This window comes from Stenotrophomonas sp. YJH_SMC_119, from assembly GCF_059368315.1.
Genome location: NZ_JCAFRP010000009.1, coordinates 1 through 15184, shown reverse-complemented (window position 1 = coordinate 15184; position 15184 = coordinate 1). Strand labels below are relative to the sequence as shown.

Here is a 15184-nt window from a genome sequence, read left to right as displayed (position 1 = left end):
ATGTCCTGTGCGTTGCGTGGCCCCATAGCATGAACCTTCATCGGCCCACCGCGTGAGGCACAGATGAACCAGAAATCCATCCACGCATGGCGTGGATCTACCGTCCTCATGGCCCATCAACAGGGGTCGGAGCCCGTTGCGCAACAACGGGATCCAACCCCACGGACGACAGGAAACTGTCGAAGGCGGGGTGGGTCCGGTTGTGGGGGCGTGAGCCGCATGGATGCGGCGACCGAGCTTACATGGACGTACTTGCAGCGTCCCCCGCAACCGGACCCACCCCGCCATCCCACGGATAGCCAGCTTTTGATGTTGATCTTGCCGGCCAGCGGCCGGCACTACCACGGGTGCCGGGCGGCAGCCCGGCAGCCCGGCCCAAGCCCCCCACCCACGCAGGTAGAATGCGCACATGGCTCTCTCCCTGCTCAAGTCCCTCAAGCCGGTCGCTGGCCGCGCCCTGCAGATCGCCCTGAACCGCGCGCTGGCGCTGGATCCGGATACCCGCCATGCACTGGCCAGCCTCGATGGCCGGCATATCGACCTGACCCTGGAAGCGCCGTCGCTGGCGATGCGCATCAGCGTCGACGGCGACCAGCTGCGGGTCGGCCCGGTGGATGCGCAGGAAGCCGACCTGGCCGTGCGCAGCAGCCTGGCCGGCGTGCTGGCGCAGCTGCCACTGCTGGCCAACGCACGACGCGGCGACAACAACGGCAAGGGCCGTGTGCGCGTGGCCGGCGATGCCGAGCTGGCGCGCCGCCTGCAGCAACTGGCCAAGGGCTTCGATCCGGACTGGCAGCAGCCTTTCGTCAGCGTATTCGGCGAAGTACTGGGCGTGCAGGTCGCCAACACCCTGCGCAGCGCCCTGCAGCACGCGCGCCAGGGGGCGATCGACTTGGCCCACAGCGCCGCTGAGTTCATCACCGAGGAGTCGCGCGATGTGGTGCCGCGCGCCGAGCTGGATGCCTTCCACGACGACGTGGACGTGCTGCGCGATGACGTGGAGCGCCTTGGTGCACGCGTGCAGCGCCTGCGGGGTGCCGCATGAAGGCCGTGCTGCGGGCCAGCCGCATTGGCCGGGTGATCCTGCGTTACCGCCTCGACGACCTGCTGCAGGACACGCCGGCCGAGCGCTGGCTGCGCCTGGCCAAGCCGTTCGTGCCGCGCGCCTCGGCCAGCATCGCTTCGCAGTCGCGCGGTGCGCGGCTGCGCCTGGCGCTGCAGGACCTCGGCCCGATCTTCGTCAAGTTCGGCCAGATCCTGTCCACCCGCCGCGACCTGGTGCCGCCGGACGTGGCCAACGAGCTGACCCTGCTGCAGGACCGGGTCAAGCCGTTCGATGGCGAGACCGCGCGCCGCATCGTCGAGGACGCGCTCGGCCTGCCGGTCAGCGAGGCCTTCGCCAGCTTCGACACCGAACCGCTGGCTTCGGCCTCGATCGCGCAGGTGCACGCGGCCACGCTGGCTGATGGTCGCCAGGTGGTGGTCAAGGTACTTCGACCGGGCATCGAGAAGCAGATCGACGCGGATATTGCCCTGCTCAATTCGCTGGCCGCGCTGGTCGAGCGCACCCACCCGCGCGCCGACAAGATCCGGCCGCGCGAAGTGGTGGCCGAGGTCGAGAACACCCTGGCCGCCGAGCTGGACCTGCAGCGCGAAGGCGCCAACGCCAGCGTGCTGCGCCGCTTCTGGGAAAACAGCGACGACCTGTACGTGCCGGAAGTGATCTGGAGCCACACCGCCGAGCGCGCGCTGACCCTGGAGCGGGTGTGGGGCATTCCGTCCGATGACATCGCTGCACTGGACAAGGCCGGCATCGACCGCAAGGCGCTGGCCGCCAAGGGCGTGCGGGTGTTCTATACCCAGGTGTTCCGCGACAACTTCTTCCACGCCGATGCGCACGCCGGCAACATCTGGGTCGACACCGATCCGGCGCGCCGTGCCAATCCGCGCTTCATCGCGCTGGACTTCGGCATCATGGGCCAGCTCTCGCAGGAAGATCAGTACTACCTGGCCGAGAACTTCATGGCCATCTTCAACCGCGATTACCGCCGCATCGCCGAACTGCACGTGCAGGCACGCTGGATGCCCGACCACGTACGCATCGACGATCTGGAAGCGGCCGTGCGTTCGGTATGCGAGCCGTACTTCACACGTCCGCTGTCGCAGATCTCGCTGGCCGAAGTGCTGATGAAGCTGTTCCGGGTGGCGCAGCGCTACCAGCTGACGCTGCAGCCGCAGCTGATCCTGCTGCAGAAGACCCTGCTGAACATCGAGGGCGTCGGCCGCCAGCTGGACCCGCAGATCGACATCTGGGCGGTGGCCAAGCCGGTGCTGGCGAAGATCCTGCGCGAGCGCTACAGCCCGCGCCGGGTGGTGCGCGAGCTGGGCAAGCGCCTGCCGGAAATCATGACCCATGCGCCGGACATGCCGCGGCTGGTGCACGCCTGGCTGACCCAGCAGGTGGAAGGCCGCCACGAACTGGCGATGCGTTCGCGCGATCTGGTCGCGCTCGACGCCAGCCTGCAGCGCCTGCAGAAGCGCGCCGTGGGCGCGATCACCGGTGTGGGCCTGCTCGCCATCGCTGCACTGATGTATGTGCTGCAGCCGCCGGGCTGGTACTGGGGCGACGTGCCGGCGTGGAGCTGGCTGTCCGGTGCGGTCGGCGTGGTGGCGCTGGCGCGCGCGTGGTGGCGCTGACCCCGGCAGATTGAAGATCGGCGGCACGGTACGCCGCCGATCAATTACAGGCTCACCAGTGGTAGCCCAGGCCCAGGTGCGACTGCACACTCTGGAAGCTGTCCAGGCGCGTCCTGTGCCAGGTCTTGCCGATACCCACGTCCAGCACCAGATGCTCACCCAATGGCTGGCTGCGGCGCAGGAAGGCACGCCGTGCATCGTGCTCGCGCAGCAGCAGCGGATCGGACTCGGCGGTATAGCCGGACGTGCCGCTGCCCAGCCACAGCTGGGTCGAACCACGGCCTTGCCCATCCTTCAGCCGCAGCGACAGTGTGGTGCCATGCCCATCCGGTCCATTGGACTGGCGGTGCCGCTCGTGGCGCAGTGAGGCAGTCACGCGCGGGAAGTAATGCGAGGCACCCACCGACCAGCCGCTCACATGGGCGCCGGCATGGTACTGGGCGTATTTGCCGCCCACGCTCAGTACGGTCTGCGGTGTCACGTTCCACTGGATGTCCTGGTTGACCTGGCGGTTGACGAACACCGGATCATCGTTGGATGCCGTGACAGCGGTGCGGGTGGACAGGCGCGGGCTCCAGCGATGGTGCAGCGAGCCCTGCATGCGGTTGCCGCTGAATCGCCTGCTGCCGTAGTCACGCTCGCCATGGGCCAACCCCAGGTGCCAGCGGCTGCCGCCACTGCGTCCGGCCACGTCCACGGTCTGTACGTCGCGCTTGCCGAAGCCATCGCTGTAGTCGGCATGGTCCAGCTGCACCGTGACACGGTCGACGCCGGCGTGGGCGCTGCAGACAGCCAGCAGCAGGGCGCATGGCAGTGCGCCACGGATGATCAATCGCATGGGGTTACTCCAGGGGTTGGGAATGCAATGACTGCAGCAGCCGGTAGCGGCCGGGCGGCAGGTTTCGTTCCACGGTGATGCGCGGCCCGAACTGGCTTCCCGGCGCGACGATGCGGCCGGGCAGGATGATCACGCCGACGCCCAGCGCGGCACCTTCGCCGATCCAGGCGCCGAGCTTGTCGCGCTGGCTGTCGATGACGGTGTCGCCGATGTGGACGGTGACCGTTGCCCCATCCAGGCGATGGTTGCTGGTACGCACCAGGGCGCCGAGATAGACCCGGTCATCGATGCGGCTGTCGGCGATGAAGCACTGCGGGCCGATGCTGACCTGGTTGCCCAACCGTGCGTTCTTCAGTTCGCTGGCAAAGCCGATACGCGTGCCGTCACCGATGCACAGCGGGCCGCGCAGCAGTGCGTTGTTGCCGATCAGGCAGTCGCGGCCGATCGACACCGGACCCTGGACATGGGCGCCGTCGCAGATGCGACTGCCGGCACCGATCCGTACGGCGCCTTGCAGGGTGGCCCGTGGCGAGACCTCCGCGTCGGGATCAGTGTGGGGCGCAAGTGTCGACAGTGCCTCGGCCATCGCCGCGAGGTCATTCCACCACATGCGGGTACCTCGTCGGCTTGTCGCGCACGGGTTCGCGGCCGGTGAACAGCCCCGCCAGGCCATGAAACAGCCAGATCGCATAGGCGAGCAGTACATACAGCATCGAGAAGGCCGCCGCCGGCACCAGCCACGCGCGTCGGTGGTGGATGGCACTGATCACTGCCAGCAGCATGACGATGCCGGTCCAGAACAGCGGCATCACCGACAGGGCAAGGCCACCCGGTCCGTGCAGCCGGGCCGCGCCGAACCATACCTGCAGCGACAGCATGATGCCGGCCAGGGCGAGCAGCATCATCGGCAGGATGCTGAAAATGCCGAAGCGTGTCAGCAGCAGGCGGCGATGCAGGCGCATGCATACCGCATAGCCGACGATCCAGCGTCGCCAGCGCCGCCATTCCTCCACCAGCGTGTTGCATTCCTGCGGGTAGACCACGCAGCGGATGCTCTGGCGAACCCGATAGCCCTGCGCAACCAGCGACCAGGACATGTCGAGGTCTTCCACGCGGGTGCGATCGGAAAATCCGACCTTGCGCAGCACCGAAGTACGGAACAGGCCACACGAGCCGGAAACGATGAACGGTGCGCCGCCCAGCCATTGCTGGAAGCTGCGCTTGATCACGATCATCGGCAGTTTCAGGCTGGCGCGCACATGGGGGAGGAAGCCGGCGCCCTGCAGGCTGGACGAGGGGACCCCGCCAACCGCATCGGCGCCGCGCTCGATCTCGGCCAGCAGATAGCCCAGGCCATGGCTGCGCGAATCGATATGGGTATCTGCGTCGGTCAGGAACACCTGCTCGGCGGTTGCGTGCTGCAGCCCGTGCATCAGCGCACCGCCCTTGCCGGTGTTGGCCTGGTGCACGGCCACCAGGCGCCCGGGCCAGCGCGCCTGCAGTGCATCAAGCACCTGAGCCGTGTTGTCGGTGGAACCATCGTTGACACAGATCACCCGCGCCACGTACGGGTTTTCCAGCAGGCTGGCCAGCGAGCGCTCCAGGCAGGGGGCTTCGTTGTAGGCCGGCACGATCGCGTCGATGCTGTACAGGCGGGTGCTGGGCCGGCGCGAGGCCTGCACGCAGATTCGTACCAGGATGAAAGCGCACATGGCCAGGAACAACAGCGTCTTCATCAAAGCACCAGACGGTAGGGTAGGAAGCCCTCGCTGGGACCGATGCCGATCTGCTGGCCACGGAACTGCGCATGGCAGCGGAGATGGCTTTCCTGCATGTAGTGGCGATCGCCCTGGCTGGCATGCTCGCGCAGCGCGTGGATCTTCAGCTCCAGCTGCGCGCTGATGTCCTCGAACACCTGCGGCGCGAACTGCGGCAGGGTGCTGGGGCTCTCATAACAGAGGATCTGCGGAATGTGGCGGCAGGCGATGATCGACGCTTCGTGAACGGTGCGATGGTCCTGGTGATGATCCTCACCACACATCGTGTAGATGCGGTCTGGTTCGATCAGCGTGCAGACCTGTTCGATCGACGCAATGATGTCGTTGCGGCAGGTGGGGAATCGTGTGTCCGGGAAATCCTGCTGGATCACCTCGGCCACCCCGAGCCGGTGCAGGGCGCGATGCGATTCATCGCTGCGGTCGATGCCGGCGTGGCAGCCCCGGCCGCCACGGCTGAGTACCAGTGCATGGATGCGTGAGCCGGCGCGGGCGAGCTTTGCCAGGCTGCCACCGCAACCGAGTTCGATGTCATCTGGATGGGCACCGATTGCCAGAATGTTCAATGTCATGGCCGTGTCCTAGCGGAAGCCGGGTGCGCGGCGGCCAGGCATGCTGTCCCCGCGCGAAGGAGGCGGGAACTATCTCAGCGTGAAAATGCAGCGGCTCTAGGATTCATACGAAATTCCGGAATTCGGGTAAGAATGGACGCTGCGTCATGGCGAGCTCAGCGGAAAATGGCCCTGGAACTGTCGGAACTGAAGAACGAACTGGCCCACTTCGGTGCCGAAAACGACGCCCGTGAAGTCGAACGCGGCCGCCGCATGCTCAACATCACGCCAGATACGGGCGAATTCCTCGCGGTGCTGGTGCGCTTCGGCACTGCGCGCCGCGTACTGGAGATCGGCACCTCCAACGGCTATTCGACGCTGTGGCTGGCCGAGGCCGCCGCCGCCATCGACGGCCACGTGACTACGCTGGAATACGCCGAGGACAAGGCGGCGATGGCGCGTGACACCTTCGCGCGCAGTGGCCTGGCCGATCGCATCACGCTGGTCCACGACGATGCCGGGCCGTGGCTTGCAGAGGCCGCCGATGCCAGCATTGACCTGCTGTTCCTCGATTCGGACCGCGGGCAATACGCCGGCTGGTGGCCGCAGCTGCGCCGCGTGCTGCGGCCGGGTGGCCTGCTGGTGGTGGACAACGCCACCTCGCATGCGGGAGAGATGGAACCGCTGCGGACGCTGCTGGAGTCTGACGCGAACTTCAGCACCAGCCTGGTGCCGGTAGGCAACGGCGAGCTGCTGGCCGTACGCAACGCCTGACCGCCGTGCTGCCCGCGCCTGATCCGGTAGTGCCGGCCGCGCCTGATCTGGTAGTGCCGGCCGCTGGCCGGCAACCCCAGCAGCCAGACGATCCGCAGGCAGCCGGCCAGCGGCCAGCTCTACCGCATTCAGTGCCCAGCCTCGATAATCCCGCCGTGAGCACCGAACCCGATACCCTCGCCGCGGTCGAGACTGAAACCGCGCCCCTGCAGCTGCTGCACCTGGATGAGCGCCTGGCCGTGGTCAACAAGCCTGCCGGGCTGATGGTCCACGACAGCAAGCTGGCCCGTGGCGAAGACGACTTCCTGGCCGACCGCCTGCGGGAGCAGCTGGGCCGGCCGATCTTCCTCGTGCATCGCCTGGACCGGGCCACCAGTGGCTGCCTGCTGCTGGCCTTTGACCGCGAGACCGCCAGTGCGCTGGGCAAGGCGCTGATGGGTGGCGAGGTGCTGAAGGACTACCTGACCGTCTGCCGGGGCTGGCCGGCCGAACTCGCCTGGCAGGTCGATCATGATCTGGACGGCGGCCCGGGCAAACCGGTGAAAAAGCCGGCGGTCACCGACTTCCAGCGCCTGGCCACCGGCGAGTTGTCGGTGCCGGTCGGTGAATTCACCAGCTCGCGTTATGCGTTGCTGCGCTGCCAGCCACAGACCGGGCGCTTCCGGCAGATCCGCCGGCACCTCAAGCACCTGTCGCATCACATGATCGGCGACACCAGCCATGGTGATGGCCGCCACAACCGCATCTTCCGCATGCAGGGCGTGCACCGCATGCTGCTGCACGCCGAGCGCCTGCGCTTCCCGCATCCTGAGGGTGGCAACGTGGATGTCAGTGCGCCGCTGGATCGTGAGTTCCAGAAGGCGCTGGACCTGTTCGGCTGGCAGGTGGACCTATAGACGGTAGTGCCGGCCGCTGGCCGGCATCTGCCTGATCCCAACCGTACGAGGTTGCCGGCCAGCGGCCGGCACGACCTCACTTCTTTTCCGGCTCGTTGACGATCGCTTCCAGGTCCTTCTGCAGGTCCGCGAACAGCGGCTGCATGCGCGCCTGGATCGCCACCATCACGTTCTGCATCAGGGCCGGGGTCTTGTCCAGCAGGCTCTGGCCGGCCGCGCTCTCGTAGAACTCGGCCATCGCCAGCACGTCTTCCTTGCTGAAAGTCTTCTTGTACAGGTCCACGTACATCGGCCGCAGCTGCTGCCAGGACAGTGCCTGGCGCAGGGTCTGGCTGGTCCGTGCCTGGATCCGCTTCAGCTGCTCCTGCTGCTGGGCATTGAGCTGGCGCTGTGCGGCCACCTGCTGGAACTGCTGCTGCTGCATCGCCTCGATCTGCGGCAGCATGGTGTCGATCATGCTCTGCGCACGTGACGCGGACAGCAGACGGTTGATGTCGCCATCGGTCGGCGGCGCGGCCAGGGCGGGGACACTGGCCACGGCCAGCGCCAGCAGCAGGGCGGCGCGGCGCAGCAGGGAGGGCAGGGCGGGTGCGGAGCGGGTCATGCGAAGCTTCCTGCGGTACATGGGACGGCCAGCATACCCGCAGCCAAGGCGAAGGCGGCGTGTTCGGTACCTGATCGGCGGCATACGGCGCGCGATGCGCACTCCGACACGTGGCTGCCGCTACAATGCGCGGATGGGCAGTGGACCGGTCACCATCAACGCGCAGCTTGAAATCCCCGACGGCGAGATCGTCGAGCGGTTCGTGCGTGCCAGCGGTGCCGGTGGCCAGAACGTCAACAAGGTCTCCACTGCGGTGGAACTGCGTTTCGACGTGGCCAACTCGCCCTCGTTGCCCGAACCGTTGCGCACGCGCCTGCTGGCGCGGCGTGACCGGCGCATGACCGGCGAAGGCGTGCTGGTCATCGACGCGCAACGTTTCCGTACCCAGGATCGCAATCGCGAGGATGCGCGCGAGCGGCTGGCGGCCTTCATCCAGGCCGGGCTGAGCGTGCCCAAACCGCGCAAGGCCACCAAGCCGACCCTCGGGTCGAAACTGCGTCGTCTGGACGCCAAACGCGGGCGCGCGCAGATCAAGCGCGGGCGCTCATCACGTGACTGGGAGTGATTGCTTGAACAACCCGACTCCGCTGCTGCCGGCCGTGCCGCCGCAGATGCCACAGGTCAAACCCAATGCCTTCCTGCGCTGGCTGGCGCGCTGCACCCTGCGCATGGGCGGCTGGAAGGTGACCGGCACCCTGCCTGACATCCCGCGCCTGGTGTTCATCATCGCGCCGCATTCGTCCAACTGGGACGGCCTGTGGGGCATGGCGGCCAAGATCGCGCTGGGCATGAAGGTGAAGGTGCTGGGCAAGGCCTCGCTGTTCTGGTGGCCGCTGGGGCCGCTGCTGCACAAGCTGGGCGTGATCCCGCTGGACCGCAGCTCGCCGCAGGGCACGGTGGGCCAGGCGGTGGACCTGCTGCGCAACAACGAGAAGATGTGGTTCGCCATCACCCCCGAGGGCACCCGAAAGGCGGTGAAGGAGTGGAAGGCCGGCTTCCTGAAGATCGCCCGGATGGCCGACGTGCCGATCCTGGCCGCCTATTTCCATTACCCGGAAAAGACCATCGGCATCGGCCCGCTGTTCCAGCCGACCGGCGACGATGCTGCCGACATGGCCGCCATCCGCGAGTTCTACCGGCCGTGGATCGGCAAGACCCGCGGCACGGTCTGAGCCGGCCGCAGGCCGTCGCATAGACGCCACGTCCGGCACATGCCGGGCGAGCGCGACAGGAGTAGGGTGGAGGGCTGGTATTCCATACCGTCTGCCCAAGGAGCGTTTTACATGTCGCGTACCGTAGTCCTGGCCGCCGCCATCAGCCTGGCGCTGGCGGCCTGTTCCGGCAAGGAGTCCACCCCCGTGTCCGATGCCCAGAAAGCCCCGGCCCAGCAGCCGGCCGAAGCCTCCACCAATCCGCTGCTGAGCGCCAGCACGCTGCCGTTCCAGGCGCCGCAGTTCGACAAGATCAAGGACAGCGACTACCTGCCGGCCTTCGAAGAAGGCATGCGCCAGCACCTGGCCGACGTTCGCAAGATCGCCGACAGCAGCGAGCCGGCCACCTTCGACAACACCATCGTGGCGATGGAGCGCAGCGGCGAGACCCTGACCCGCGTGTCGCGCATCTTCTTCGGCCTGGTCCAGGCCGATACCAACGATGCGCGCCAGAAGATCCAGGAAGAAGTGGCGCCGAAGCTGGCCGCGCACCAGGACGAGATCAATCTCGACCCGAAGCTGTTCGCGCGCGTGAAGTCGATCTATGACCAGCGCGACACGCTTGAACTGGATCCGGTGCAGAAGCGCCTGGTCGAGCACTACTACGATGGCCTGGTGCGCGCCGGCGCACAGCTGTCCGACGCCGACAAGGCATCGCTGCGCAAGCTCAACGTGGAAGAAACCACCCTTTCCACCCAGTTCCACACCCGCCTGGTGGCCGCTACCGCCGCTGCGGCCGTTGTCGTTGACGACAAGGCCAAGCTGGCCGGCCTGGACGAGGATGCGATCAACAACGCCGCCAACGCAGCGAAGGAGCGCAAGCTGGATGGCAAGTTCCTGCTGCCGCTGCAGAACACCACCCAGCAGCCGGTGCTCGGCTCGCTGAGTGACCGCGACCAGCGTGCCGCCGTGCTGAAGGCTTCGGAAACCCGTGCCGAGCGTGGCGATGCCAACGACACCCGGCAGACCGTGCAGCGCCTGGCCCAGCTGCGCGCGCAGAAGGCCAAGCTGCTTGGCTTCGACACCTTCGCCGACTACCAGCTGGGCGACCAGATGGCCAAGACCCCGGCTGCCGCGCTGAAGCTGCTGACCGACACCGTGCCGGCCGCTACCGCCAAGGCGCGCGCCGAAGCCGGCGAGATCCAGAAGGTGATCGACGCGCAGAAGGGCGGCTTCCAGGTCGCCGCCTCGGACTGGGATTTCTACGCCGAGCAGGTGCGCAAGGCCAAGTACGATCTGGACGAGTCGCAGATCAAGCCGTACTTCGAACTGGACAACGTGCTGCAGAACGGCGTCTTCTACGCCGCCACCCAGCTGTACGGCATCACCTTCAAGCCGCGTACCGACATTCCGACCTACAACCCGGACATGAAGGTGTACGAAGTCTTCGACAAGGACGGCACCTCGCTGGCCCTGTTCTACACCGACTACTTCAAGCGTGACAGCAAGTCTGGCGGCGCCTGGATGGACGTGTTCGTCGAGCAGGACGGCCTGACCGGCGCCAAGCCGGTGGTCTACAACGTCTGCAACTTCACCAAGCCGGCCGCCGGCCAGCCTGCGCTGATCAGCTTCGACGACGTCACCACCATGTTCCATGAGTTCGGCCATGCACTGCATGGCATGTTCTCGAACGTGAAGTATCCGTCGATTGCCGGCACCGCCACCTCGCGCGACTTCGTAGAGTTCCCGTCGCAGTTCAACGAGCACTGGGCGCTGGACCCGAAGGTGTTCGCCAACTACGCCAAGCACTACAAGACCGGCGAGGCGATGCCGCAGGAGCTGGTCGACAAGATCCTCAAGGCACGCAGCTTCAACCAGGGCTATGCGACCACCGAGTACCTGTCGGCCGCACTGCTGGATCTGGCCTGGCACACGCAGAAGGCCGACGCGCCGCTGCAGGACGTCGGCGCCTTTGAAGCCAGCGCGCTGAAGAAGTTCAAGGTCGACCTGCCGCAGGTGCCGCCGCGTTACCGCACCACCTACTTCGACCACATCTGGGGTGGCGGTTACTCGGCCGGCTACTACGCCTACTTCTGGGCCGAAGTGCTGGATCATGACGCCTACCAGTGGTTCACCGAACACGGTGGCCTGACCGCCGCCAATGGCCAGGAATTCCGCGACAAGATCCTCTCGCGCGGCAACAGCGTGGAGCTGTCGACCCTGTACCGCGATTTCCGCGGCAAGGACCCGTCGGTGGAACCGCTGCTGAAGTTCCGCGGACTGAAATAAGCGCGACCTGAAGTACGAAAGAAATAACGGCGGAGGAAACCCCGCCGTTTTTCGTTGTATCGATACCATCGACAGATTCCGCAGTTTGCCGCTCATCCACGCATGGCGTGGATCCATGCATCGACCAAGGTCGACACCCACCAAAAGCAGGCCATGCTGTTCCGACAGTTCGCGGAGATCTGTCGAAGGCGGGGTGGGTCCGGTTGCGGGGGTGTCCGCGGCATGGATGCCGCGGCCAAGCTTACAGGCACGTACTTGCAGCGTCCCCCGCAACCGGACCCACCCCGCCATCCCCCAGGAAAACGGCTTTGGCTGTTGCTGTCGAGGTTGCCGGCCAGCGGCCGGCACTACCGGGTGCCGGGCACAGCCCGGCCATCACGTCCCCACGTGCACGCGATTGGCCTGTTCGGCCAATCCCAGGTGATCCAGCGCGATGTCCAGCGCCAGCACATAGCTCTGCGCACCGTACCCGGCGGCGATGCCCAGGCGCTGGCCGACACCGGCCGGCAGGCACGGCTCGGCCACCGCGCCGTCGTCATGTACTTCCACGTAGGCGTTGTGCAGGTAGGGCAGCAGGCGCTGAAGACGCAGGCTGTTGGCACAGGCACCCGGATCGAGCAGCGTCACCTCGCCGCGGCTGTGGTCGGCCACGCGCAGGGCGTCCAGCAGTTCCTGTTCCGAGCCGCAGGCGCGTATCGCCACGCTGGTGCCGGCGTCGATCGCCCGGTGCACCAACGACTTCAGTACCGGTGCCGGCAGCGGCATGGCGGTACGGATCAGCGCACCGGCGGCTTCCGGGCCACGGATGATGAAGATCGACATGGCTCAGCCCTCCTGCGCCAGGCGGCGGCCGACGATGGCCAGCGACAACGGATAACCGGCCTGCTGGCTGCGCTGGTCAATGACCACCGCCGCCGGGCCATGCTGCAGTCGCAGGCGCGCCTCCAGGCCGGGCTCGCTGGGTGCCTGCAACTCGATGTACTGCGCCGGCAGCCGTTCCAGCGCCGCCTGCAGCGCACCGCCCTCGGCCTGCCATTGCGCCTCGTCGGCCACGCCGACATCCAGCAGCACCCAGTCGGCCGAACGCGCCTGTGGCTGGCACAGGCACTGGCGCACTTCGGACAGGCTGGCGCAGTCGCTGCACAGCACGCGATGGCCGCTCAGCTGCGCCGGCAATTGCGGGCGCGGCGCGGACGAAGATGCGTGGCGGATCACCAGGAGGGTCATACAACACCTTGCGGAATGCGCCCTGCGGCGCGGTGGGCACACGATGCGCGCGCTGGCCGTAAAGGTGCGATGCCCGCGGCCGGTCCCGCGCGTAAAACCTGCGTAACCCGGCACTACCGGGAACCTCTCCCCCCGTGTGTGGTCTGATGCAGCTACCACCCACCCGGAGCCTGCCATGGACGCCGTTGCCCGCCCTCCCTTTTCCGATCGCGCGCTGGCCTGGCTGAAGAAGGAGGCGCTGCCGTTGCTGGTGATGCTCGGCCTGCTCGCCGCCGCCCGCGATACCCTCGCCAACCACTACGTGGTGCCCAGCGGTTCGATGCAGCCGACCCTGCAGCCCGGCGACCGGGTGGTGGTGGACATGCGCGCCTACGGCCTGCGCCTGCCATTCACCAGCAAGGAACTGATGTCCACCGGCACGCCGCAGCGCGGCGAAGTGGCGGTATTCGATTCGCCAGCCGACGGCACCCGCCTGATCAAGCGCGTTGCCGCAGTGGCCGGTGACCATGTACAGCTGCACGAAGGGCACCTGACCATCAACGGCCAGCCGCTGCAGACTGCGGACCTGCAGGATGTGGAAGCCTTCGGTGAACGCCGTGCCAGCCTCGATCTGGACATGGGGGGCGGCCCGGACATCGCCGACCTGGTGGTGCCGGACGGCAAGGTGCTGGTGCTGGGTGACCACCGTGGCAACAGCTTCGATGGCCGCTTCTTCGGCTTCGTAGATGCCGACAAGGTCTACGGCCGTGCGGTGGCGGTGTACTACCGCCGCAGCGACGGTTTCGAGTGGCAGCGCCTGTAAGCTGAATTGATACTTCTTGAGTATCAATCCTGACTTATCAGGTTATGGATCGACTGGATGGACGGGCCTAGTCTGAGGCCCGTTCCCTCCCACGCCCGGCCGTCCCCACCGGCCCTTCGATTCCATGACTGGCGAAACTGCGGCGGCCGTTGAAGGCCGTCCCTCCACTCTCGATACCGGCACCGACACCCGCATCCAGCAGGGCACCCCGGCCTTCCGCCGCACCGCGCTGGCGCTGTTCCTGGCCGGCTTCTCCACCTTCGGCCTGCTGTACACCGTGCAGCCGCTGCTGCCCGAGTTCAGCCGTCACTTCGGCGTGTCCGCCGCCGGCAGCGCGATGTCGCTGTCGTTGACCACTGGCACGCTGGCGGTGGCGATGCTGCTGGCCGGCCTGCTGTCCGACGCGGTCGGCCGTCGCCCGTTGATGATCGTTGCGCTGTTGGCGTCGGCCATGCTGTCGCTGTGCACCGCGCTGGTGGACGACTGGACCACGCTGCTGGTGCTGCGGACCCTGCTTGGCCTGGCGCTGAGCGGCGTGCCGGCGGTAGCGATGACCTACCTGGTCGAGGAAATGGACAGCCGCGCGCTGGGCCTGGCGATGGGCCTGTACATCGGCGGCAACGCCATCGGTGGCATGAGCGGGCGCCTGCTGGCCGGCATCATCGCCGACCATTGGGGCTGGCGCTGGGGCATCGGCGTGGTCTCGATCATCGCCGTGGCCAGCACCGTGCTGCTGTGGCTGCAGCTGCCACCGTCGCGGCACTTCCATGCCCGTCGCGGCGGCCTGCGCCAATTGCCGTCGCGCTGGCGCACGCTGTTCGCCGACCCGGGCCTGCCGTGGCTGTTCGCCACCTCGTTCGTACTGATGGGCGTGTTCGTCACCCTCTACAACTACCTGGGCTATCACCTGCTGGCGCCGCCCTACCATCTCAGCCAGACCGTGGTCGGGCTGATCTTCAGCGTCTATCTGGTGGGTACCTTCAGTTCGGCGTGGATGGGCCAGCAGGCCACGCGCTACGGACGCGGCCGCATCCTGTCGATCTCGTTCGCGCTGATCGGCGCCGGCATCGCGCTGCTGGCGATGCCGTGGCTGAGCACGATGGCGCTGGGTATCGCACTGGTGACCTTCGGCTTCTTCGGTGGTCATTCCGTGGCCAGCAGCTGGGTTGGAAGCCGCGCCGGTGCGATGCGTGCGGAAGCCTCGGCGCTGTACCTGTTCGCCTACTACCTGGGGTCCAGCGTGCTGGGCGGTGTGGGTGGCCTGGCCTATGCAGCCTGGGACTGGCTTGGCGTGTGTGCGTTCGCCGCCGTGCTGACCCTGATCGGCGGTGGCATCGTCTGGACGCTGCAGCAGCGCGCGCCACAGCCGGTCACGGCGTGACCCAACGCACGGTAGTGCCGGCCGCTGGCCGGCAACCACGGCGTGGCGGGTTTGCCGAGGTAGAGTCGACTGTTAGTTGTGTAAACCCACCACGTTGTTCAGCAGGACTCTGGAAATAGGTGGCTGGCCACCGATCCCCATGTGAGGGCGGTGCCAGTTGTAGTGGTGCAGCCATTGGGTCAGCACGGAATTGCGCTGG

The 15184-nt window shown here is 67.0% G+C and carries 17 protein-coding genes; 9 read left to right on the top strand and 8 right to left on the bottom strand.

What is annotated here, in order from left to right:
- The first annotated feature begins 409 nt into the window (after positions 1-409).
- Together AC5P6S_RS14305 and ubiB are read left to right on the top strand one after the other, a co-directional pair.
- Positions 410-1045, top strand: a complete 636-nt coding sequence (locus AC5P6S_RS14305; protein ID WP_005411902.1) for a ubiquinone biosynthesis accessory factor UbiJ — start codon at positions 410-412, stop codon at positions 1043-1045.
- Positions 1042-2697, top strand: coding sequence for a ubiquinone biosynthesis regulatory protein kinase UbiB (ubiB, locus tag AC5P6S_RS14300; RefSeq protein WP_059034153.1), 1656 nt, complete (start codon positions 1042-1044; stop codon positions 2695-2697). Before AC5P6S_RS14305 ends, ubiB begins: the two co-directional genes overlap by 4 nt.
- Positions 2698-2749: 52 nt before the next feature.
- Here the strand turns inward: ubiB and AC5P6S_RS14295 are convergent, their stop codons facing one another.
- The 4 genes from AC5P6S_RS14295 to AC5P6S_RS14280 are packed head-to-tail and all read right to left on the bottom strand — an operon-like array spanning position 2750 to position 5882.
- Entirely contained in the window at positions 2750-3535 is a 786-nt protein-coding gene (locus AC5P6S_RS14295; protein WP_060380409.1) for a YaiO family outer membrane beta-barrel protein, read from the bottom strand.
- A gap of 4 nt (positions 3536-3539) precedes the next feature.
- Positions 3540-4145, bottom strand: coding sequence for an LbetaH domain-containing protein (locus AC5P6S_RS14290; RefSeq protein ID WP_088435789.1), 606 nt, complete (start codon positions 4143-4145; stop codon positions 3540-3542).
- Positions 4132-5271: a glycosyltransferase family 2 protein gene (locus AC5P6S_RS14285; protein ID WP_049460985.1), complete on the bottom strand. Its 1140-nt coding sequence runs from the start codon at positions 5269-5271 to the stop codon at positions 4132-4134. The genes AC5P6S_RS14290 and AC5P6S_RS14285 overlap by 14 nt, the downstream gene beginning before the upstream one ends.
- Complete coding sequence (locus AC5P6S_RS14280) at positions 5271-5882, bottom strand: PIG-L deacetylase family protein (RefSeq protein WP_012478778.1); 612 nt, start codon at positions 5880-5882, stop codon at positions 5271-5273. The genes AC5P6S_RS14285 and AC5P6S_RS14280 overlap by 1 nt, the downstream gene beginning before the upstream one ends.
- Before the next feature lie 165 nt (positions 5883-6047).
- Between AC5P6S_RS14280 and AC5P6S_RS14275 the strand changes: the two genes are divergently transcribed.
- Positions 6048-6635, top strand: coding sequence for an O-methyltransferase (locus tag AC5P6S_RS14275; protein ID WP_005411908.1), 588 nt, complete (start codon positions 6048-6050; stop codon positions 6633-6635).
- 155 nt (positions 6636-6790) lie between these two features.
- Positions 6791-7531, top strand: a complete 741-nt coding sequence (locus tag AC5P6S_RS14270; RefSeq protein WP_005411909.1) for a pseudouridine synthase — start codon at positions 6791-6793, stop codon at positions 7529-7531.
- Positions 7532-7607: 76 nt separating this feature from the next.
- Here AC5P6S_RS14270 and AC5P6S_RS14265 read toward each other — a convergent pair whose 3' ends face one another.
- Positions 7608-8135: a DUF2059 domain-containing protein gene (locus AC5P6S_RS14265; RefSeq protein ID WP_005407643.1), complete on the bottom strand. Its 528-nt coding sequence runs from the start codon at positions 8133-8135 to the stop codon at positions 7608-7610.
- A gap of 133 nt (positions 8136-8268) precedes the next feature.
- Between AC5P6S_RS14265 and arfB the strand changes: the two genes are divergently transcribed.
- From arfB to dcp, 3 genes are all read left to right on the top strand, one after another.
- Positions 8269-8700: an alternative ribosome rescue aminoacyl-tRNA hydrolase ArfB gene (gene arfB, locus AC5P6S_RS14260; RefSeq protein WP_005407644.1), complete on the top strand. Its 432-nt coding sequence runs from the start codon at positions 8269-8271 to the stop codon at positions 8698-8700.
- Between the two features lie 4 nt (positions 8701-8704).
- Positions 8705-9307, top strand: a complete 603-nt coding sequence (locus AC5P6S_RS14255) for a lysophospholipid acyltransferase family protein (RefSeq protein ID WP_005407645.1) — start codon at positions 8705-8707, stop codon at positions 9305-9307.
- Positions 9308-9418: 111 nt separating this feature from the next.
- A complete protein-coding gene (gene dcp / locus AC5P6S_RS14250) occupies positions 9419-11575 on the top strand; it encodes a peptidyl-dipeptidase Dcp (RefSeq protein ID WP_012478784.1) in 2157 nt (718 codons plus the stop codon).
- A 375-nt stretch (positions 11576-11950) separates the two neighbouring features.
- Here dcp and AC5P6S_RS14245 read toward each other — a convergent pair whose 3' ends face one another.
- Together AC5P6S_RS14245 and AC5P6S_RS14240 are read right to left on the bottom strand one after the other, a co-directional pair.
- On the bottom strand, positions 11951-12397 hold the full coding sequence (locus AC5P6S_RS14245) for a 3-dehydroquinate dehydratase (protein WP_004153636.1): 447 nt from the start codon (positions 12395-12397) through the stop codon (positions 11951-11953).
- Positions 12398-12400: 3 nt separating this feature from the next.
- Entirely contained in the window at positions 12401-12802 is a 402-nt protein-coding gene (locus AC5P6S_RS14240; RefSeq protein WP_049459209.1) for a hypothetical protein, read from the bottom strand.
- 175 nt (positions 12803-12977) lie between these two features.
- Between AC5P6S_RS14240 and lepB the strand changes: the two genes are divergently transcribed.
- The gene (gene lepB / locus AC5P6S_RS14235; RefSeq protein ID WP_231336683.1) at positions 12978-13604 is read left to right on the top strand and encodes a signal peptidase I; all 627 of its coding nucleotides are present in this window, start codon (positions 12978-12980) and stop codon (positions 13602-13604) included.
- Positions 13605-13728: 124 nt separating this feature from the next.
- Positions 13729-14985, top strand: coding sequence for an MFS transporter (locus AC5P6S_RS14230; RefSeq protein WP_111198172.1), 1257 nt, complete (start codon positions 13729-13731; stop codon positions 14983-14985).
- A gap of 72 nt (positions 14986-15057) precedes the next feature.
- On the opposite strand, the gene AC5P6S_RS14225 is transcribed toward AC5P6S_RS14230, so the two are convergent.
- Positions 15058-15184: integrase core domain-containing protein (locus tag AC5P6S_RS14225; protein ID WP_146257439.1), on the bottom strand; the 127-nt coding region annotated here is incomplete at its 5' end.